This is a genomic window from Chitinophaga sp., assembly GCF_035564935.1.
Classification (GTDB): Bacteria; Bacteroidota; Bacteroidia; order Chitinophagales; family Chitinophagaceae; genus Chitinophaga.
Window position 1 is genome coordinate 1 of record NZ_DATMTE010001122.1, and the last position, 6,484, is coordinate 6,484.

At 50.7% G+C, this 6,484-nt stretch carries 5 protein-coding genes; 1 reads left to right on the forward strand and 4 read right to left on the reverse strand.

The features are described from left to right. Positions 1 to 46: 46 nt before the first annotated feature. From VN105_RS29075 to VN105_RS29090, 4 genes are all read right to left on the reverse strand, one after another. The gene (locus tag VN105_RS29075) at positions 47 to 1,210 is read right to left on the reverse strand and encodes an efflux RND transporter periplasmic adaptor subunit (protein ID WP_325646884.1); all 1,164 of its coding nucleotides are present in this window, start codon (positions 1,208 to 1,210) and stop codon (positions 47 to 49) included. Positions 1,211 to 1,309: 99 nt separating this feature from the next. After that, the gene (locus tag VN105_RS29080) at positions 1,310 to 2,542 is read right to left on the reverse strand and encodes a TolC family protein (RefSeq protein WP_325646886.1); all 1,233 of its coding nucleotides are present in this window, start codon (positions 2,540 to 2,542) and stop codon (positions 1,310 to 1,312) included. After that, the gene (locus VN105_RS29085) at positions 2,539 to 5,670 is read right to left on the reverse strand and encodes a CusA/CzcA family heavy metal efflux RND transporter (protein ID WP_325646888.1); all 3,132 of its coding nucleotides are present in this window, start codon (positions 5,668 to 5,670) and stop codon (positions 2,539 to 2,541) included. Before VN105_RS29085 ends, VN105_RS29080 begins: the two co-directional genes overlap by 4 nt. Positions 5,671 to 5,766: 96 nt before the next feature. Further along, on the reverse strand, positions 5,767 to 6,072 hold the full coding sequence (locus VN105_RS29090; protein WP_325646890.1) for a DUF6660 family protein: 306 nt from the start codon (positions 6,070 to 6,072) through the stop codon (positions 5,767 to 5,769). Between the two features lie 103 nt (positions 6,073 to 6,175). On the opposite strand from VN105_RS29090, the gene VN105_RS29095 reads away from it, so the two are divergent. Further along, positions 6,176 to 6,484 (forward strand): LytR/AlgR family response regulator transcription factor (locus VN105_RS29095; RefSeq protein ID WP_325646892.1); only part of this gene is annotated, 309 nt, incomplete at its 3' end.

A 6,484-nucleotide genomic window follows, 5' to 3' on the forward strand; every position in this document is an offset into this window, starting at 1 on the left:
AATTTAATTATATAAGATGAGTGTGTGCAGGATTTATTGGAAGGCATCAGTGTCCTTCATGTTCGCCGCTGTTCTTTAGTTTGGCCAGCAGGTCGTATGCCCCTGTTACCACTACTTCCTCCGGCGCGGCTTTGGGGAATATCACTTCCGTATACCCCTGCTCACTGTTCCCTTTCTGCACTTCCAGCATATTGAAGTGAAAAGTACTGTCGGTTCCCGGCCTTTTCACAAAAACGTAGGCTTTGTTTTCAAAGCTCACCACGGCGGCATCTGGCAATGCTTTTACGGCGGCGGCGCCGGTTTCAATCATTGCCTGCAGGTAGGTCCCCGGAAGTAGCTGGGTGTCTTCCTCTTCCAGGTGGCAATGCACCCTTACTGTGCGTTCGGGGCTTATTTCCCGGCCAATCAGGTGCACTGTGGCGGTGCGTGCCTTTGTTTCGTTGCCAAGTGTAAAACGCACCAGCTGCCCTATCTTTAAGCGGGGTACATCTTTTTCAAATACGGTCAGCTCCGCATGCAGGTGCTCGGTATTTACGATACGGAAAAGTATATCTGCCGGGGTTACAAACTGGCCCAGGTTTACATTCACCTGCGTTACATAGCCGCTGATGGGGGCGTAAACATTGATGGTACGCTGAATGTTCCCATTTTGTAGGGCCGCTGTGCTGATATTGAGCATGGATAATTTTTGTCGCAGCCCGTTCTCTTTGGCTTGCAGCGTTTGCCAGTTGGCTTTTGCCTGCTGCAATGTTTTCAGGGCGTTTATATTTTCCTTGGCCAGTTCCTGCTGGCGGTTATGTTCTGTTGCCGCATACTCCAGCTGGCTGCTAACTTCCAGGTAGTCCTGCTGCAGCTGGATATAATCGAGATTTTCCAGTACAGCAATCACCTGTCCTTTTTTTACCGGCATCCCTTGCAGTAAGCTGGTTTGTTTTATAAAACCACCCATAGGCACTGAAATGCTCACCTGCTGTTGCGGCGGCACGTCCAGCAGCCCGTTTACTTTAACGGCGCCGCTGATCTGGCGGTTTTCAGGTTTTCCATAAGTGATCCCTGCAGTTTTAAACTGTGCCGCCGTAAGCTCCACCACACCAGGCTCTTCTTCATGATCATGCGTATCTGTATTTGTGGCTTCTTTTTTTGGACCACAGGAAACAAGCATAAATGCGGTGATAACGGTAAAGGCTATATGTTTTTTTATTAATTGCATAATTAGTTTTTTTAGATAGATGACCGGCCATTTGTTCACGGTTGTTGACAGCGCGCAATGCCTTCTGATAGTCAGGCTGAATGCCATAACGGGCGCAGCTTATTGCCGGCCGGCCAGGTAGGCCATATATAATTCCGCCTGCTTTACTTCGTTACGGGCCAGCAGGTATTCCTGCCTGGCAGTAAGCCCATGCTCCAGGTTAAGAAAATATTCGGCATAGCCGATATCGCCACTCCTGTAGGACTTCTCCGATTGTTTCAGCAGCAGCTCCGTATTGGGCAGTGAGGTACGCTGGTAGAACTCCAGGCTGTTCCTGTTCTTAATAAACTGCTGCACTGCTTGCTCATACTGTGATTGCAGCTGTATCATATTATTATCGAGCTGCAAGCTGGCAGCCAGCTCCTGCTTTTCCTCCGCCTTTACTTTTGCTTTCAATGGCCCCATCCAGATGGGTAATGCCAGTCCTACCTGGAATCCCTGGAAACGGTTGCTATTGGTGGCCAGTGGCGTTCCGGATGCATTCAGCGGGGTGCCGGTAAACGATTGATTAAAATAGCCCACCATGATATCCGGCAGTATGGCGGCTTTGTATAGCTTCTTCTGTTTTCCGGCAATGCTTACCTGTTGTTTCAGGTATTGCAGCTGCGGATTGGCGGCTACGGCAACGGAATCATCTGCCGGTGGCAATGTGGCATCCGGTATAGCCGTTTCCGTTATACTCACAGGGGTATTGATACCCAGCAGCGCCTGCAACCTGGCTGTATAAATGTTGAGGTCTGCCTCGTTCTGGCGCAGGGAGTTTTTCACTTCATTCAGGCGGCCTTCTGCGGCGATCTTTTCCAGCATCCGGCTTTCGCCGGTGCGGTAGCGAAGGTCCGCACTGCGCACAAAGCCCGTGAAGATGCTGTCCTGCTCCATGATCAGCGACTTTACCTCCTGCAGGTACAGCAATTGTACGTATACCTGCTTCACCTGGTATACCAGCTCATTTTGTGTTACTGCTTTGAACCAAACTGCTTTTTCCGTTTGCGCATTATTCAGCGCCTTCCTGGCGCCGAATACGGTAGGGAAAGGAATAGTTTGCGTTATGCTGTAGTTGTTGTCGTTAGACACATAACTGTTTGTTTGCCCGTATTGCAGGTTCACATCTGTTTTCGGGATCTCGCCGCCGGAGCGGGCCATTTTGCGGTAGTAGTCAACAGACGCATCTGCCGATTGCAAACCTTTGTTTTGCTGTAATGCAAGCTGCACAGCCTTTTCCATGGTCAGCGCCTGTGATTGCGACATGGCCATAGCCGGCAACAGCAGGCATATTAATATCCGGATCTTCATAATGTATGTTTTGAAAAGCCTTTCTCAAAATAGATGTACAAACAGGGCAATACCAGGAGGGTAAGCAAGGTGGAGGTGATCAACCCTCCGATAACCACGGTGGCTAACGGGCGCTGTACTTCCGCACCCGCGCTGGTAGCGAGGGCCATTGGCAAAAAGCCCAGGGAGGCTACGAACGCGGTCATAAGCACCGGCCGTAATCGTGTAGCCGTTCCGTTTAGCACCACGTTGTTAAGGTCCCGCATACCCGATTGTTTTAACCGGTTAAACTCCCCTATCAATACGATGCCGTTCAATACCGCCACGCCAAACAAGGCGATAAATCCCACACCGGCGGAGATACTAAACGGCAACCCGCGCAGCAACAATGCAAAAACACCTCCTATGGCCGACATGGGGATGGCGGTAAATATGAGCAGTGATTGTTTTACAGAATGGAAAGTAAAATAGAGCAGGCCAAAGATCAGCAGCAGCGCCACCGGCACGGCAACGGCTAAACGCCGATTGGCTTCCTTCAGGTTTTCGAATTGACCGCCGTAGCGGATAAAGTAACCCGCGGGTAGTTTTACTTCTTTGCCGATGGCGGCTTCAATATCTTCCACCACGCTGGCAATATCGCGACCGCGCACATTAAAGCCAACAATAGTGCGTCTTTTAGCGTCTTCTCTCTGTACCTGGTTGGGACCGGTGGCCATTTTCACTTCGGCTACCTCCTGCAATGGCACCTGGCTGCCCGACGGGGTGGTGATATACAGGTTTTGTACGTCCGCCAGCTGCTGCCGGCTTTGCTTATCCAGTCGCAGCACCAGGTCGAACCGCTTCTCCCCCTCATATACCAGTCCTGCGCTCTGACCGGCAAAAGCAGTATTAATGGTTTGATTAATGGTGGCGATATCGAGACCGTAGCGGGCTATCTTATCCCGGTCGGCCGTTACCACGATCTGCGGCAACCCGCCGGTTTGCTCTACATACAGATCTTTCGCACCGGGCGTACGGTTCACAATGCGGCCTACTTTCTCTGCCAGTGATGCCAGCGTGGTAAGATCTTCTCCGAATATCTTGATACCAACATCCTGGCGCACGCCTGAAATAAGCTCATTGAACCGGAGCTGGATGGGTTGTGAAAAGCCAAAACTCACGCCGGGGATGGCTTCCAGGGCTTCCTGCATCTTGTTGGCCAATTCTTCCCGGTTGCGGGCGCTGGTCCACTCCTTCTTTGGCCTGAGCAAAATGGTGAGGTCGCAGGCTTCCATGGGCATGGGGTCGGTAGGTATTTCTGCGGCGCCTATTTTGCCGATCACTTCTTTCACTTCCGGGAACTGCTTCATCAGGATGCCGGATGCCAGGCTTACCTTATCGATGGTTTCCGACAGGGAGCTGCCTGTGAGTAGCCGTGTTTCCACTGCGAAATCTCCTTCTTCCAGGGTGGGTATAAATTCTCCCCCCATCTTACTAAATAAAAATAAGGCAGTCACAAAAAGCAGTATAGCCGTTGCCGTTACCAGGGACTTTGCACGCAATGCGCCCCGGATAACGGGAGCGTATATACGCTGAAAGAAGCGCATGATACGGTCGGCCACCGTCACTTTATTATCCAGGTTTTTATTCAGCACCAGCGCGGATACCATCGGCACGTAGGTGAGCGACAGGATAAAGGCGCCCAGGATGGCGAAAGATACGGTTTGCGCCATTGGCCGGAACATCTTGCCTTCAATACCCGTAAGCGCCAGGATAGGCAGATATACAATGAGGATAATGATTTCGCCGAAAGCTGCAGTACTGCGGATTTTGCTGGCGGCATCAACAACTTCCGTATCCATTTCCGCCTGCGATAAACGCAGTCGCTGCCCGGTTTTATTCCTGCCTGCAAGATGATGCAGGGTGGCTTCCACAATAATTACCGCCCCGTCTACTATCAGTCCGAAATCAATGGCGCCGAGGCTCATCAGGTTGCCGGATACGCCAAACAGGTACATCATGGAAATGGCAAACAACATCGACAGGGGGATTACAGAGGCTACAATCAGCCCTGCACGCAGGTTACCGAGGAACAGCACCAGCACAAAAATGACAATGAGCGCTCCCTCTGCCAGGTTTTTCTGTACCGTACCGATGGCCCTGCCTACAAATTGACTGCGGTCCAGGAAGGGCTCTATCACTACGCCTGCCGGCAATGTTTTTTGTATCTCCGTGATCCTTGCTTTCACGGCTTTTACCACCTCGTTGGAGTTTTTTCCTTTCAGCATCATTACAATACCACCCACGGCCTCTCCGTTTGCATTGCGGGTTAGCGCGCCATAACGCACGGCGTCGCCCAGTTGTACGGTGGCAATATCCCTGATCAGAACCGGTAGCCCCTCCGGGGTATTCTTCACCACTATCTTTTCTATATCCGCCAGGCTGGCTATCAGGCCCTCGCTGCGGATGAAATAAGCGTTGGGCTTTTTGTCGATATAAGCCCCGCCGGTATTCTGGTTGTTGCGCTCCATGGCGTTGAACACATCAGCGATGCTGAGGCGGTAGCTGCGGAGTTTATCAGGGTTCAGTGTTACCTGGTATTGTTTCAGCATCCCGCCAAAACTGTTTACTTCCGCTACGCCGGGAGTGCCGAGCAGCTGCCGTCTTACATACCAGTCCTGTATGGTACGCAGTTCCCGCGCATCAAATTTCTCCTCATATCCTTTCCGGGGATGCAATACATATTGGTATATTTCCCCCAGGCCACTGGAAACAGGCGCCATTTCCGGGGCGCCGATACCACCGGGTATATTGGCCCTGGCTTCGCCCAGTTTTTCATTCACCTGTTGCCGGGCCCAGTAAATATCTACATCGTCGTGAAATACAATAGTGACCACCGACAGGCCAAACCTTGAAATGGAGCGGATCTCCGCCATTTCCGGTATTACGGCCATGGTTTGTTCAATAGGAAAGGTAATGAGTCTTTCTACCTCCTGTGCCGCCAGCGAGGGCGATTGCGTGATCACCTGTACCTGGTTATTGGTGATATCCGGCACTGCATCTACCGGCAACCGTAACAAAGCGAAAACGCCAAATGCCGCCAGGGCAAACGTAAATATCCCTATCATTAATTTGTTCCTCACAGAGAAACGAATGATCTTATCCAGCATGATTGATTCAATAAGTAATAAAATGAAGTACCATAGCCATACCTGCACCGGTAAAAGGCGCGGATATGCTCATAGCAAAAACATCTGTAAAACGTATTAAACCAGCTGCGGGGGCTGCCAGATGGCGCCTGGTAAAGAAGGAAGCGGGTTATGGGGTAATACCGGGTAGTCTATCATCACCCGTTGTGCTATAAAATAAACAGCTACCGCCGCTGCAGGCGTGGCCTGTACATTACAGCAGCTGCATACGCAGAGCGGAGAGCAATAGTCCGGTTGTGTTTCGTGATCATGCGAAGTGGAAAGCTGTACAGCCACACCGTTGTTTGCCGCCTGGTAATCGTTGCAGGGAATGCACGATAACAGCACGATGTAACAGCTTAATATGTAAAGTAGCCACTTCATCTTTACAAATGTAAAACTTAAACACAAAACGCAACCGGAAAAAACTGCATCGCAGTTGCGGCCGGGATGATTTTATATTATGATTTGTACTTAAATTAGCCGCATGAATTGCCTGATAGTAGATGATAACAAGCTGGCGCGCACTGCCATGAAGCAACTGGCCAGTCATGTGGAGCAGCTGCACGTAGCAGGTGAATGCAGCAGCGCGATGGAAGCCTATAATTTTCTACAGAAAGAAAAAATAGATCTCCTGTTACTGGACATCGAAATGCCTGGTATGAGCGGCCTGGAATTGACCCGTAACCTGGGAAAGAAGCGCCCGGTGATCATCTTCACAACTGTAAAAAAAGATTATGCGGTAGAGGCATTTGAATTAAATGTGGCTGATTACCTGATAAAGCCGGTGCAGCCT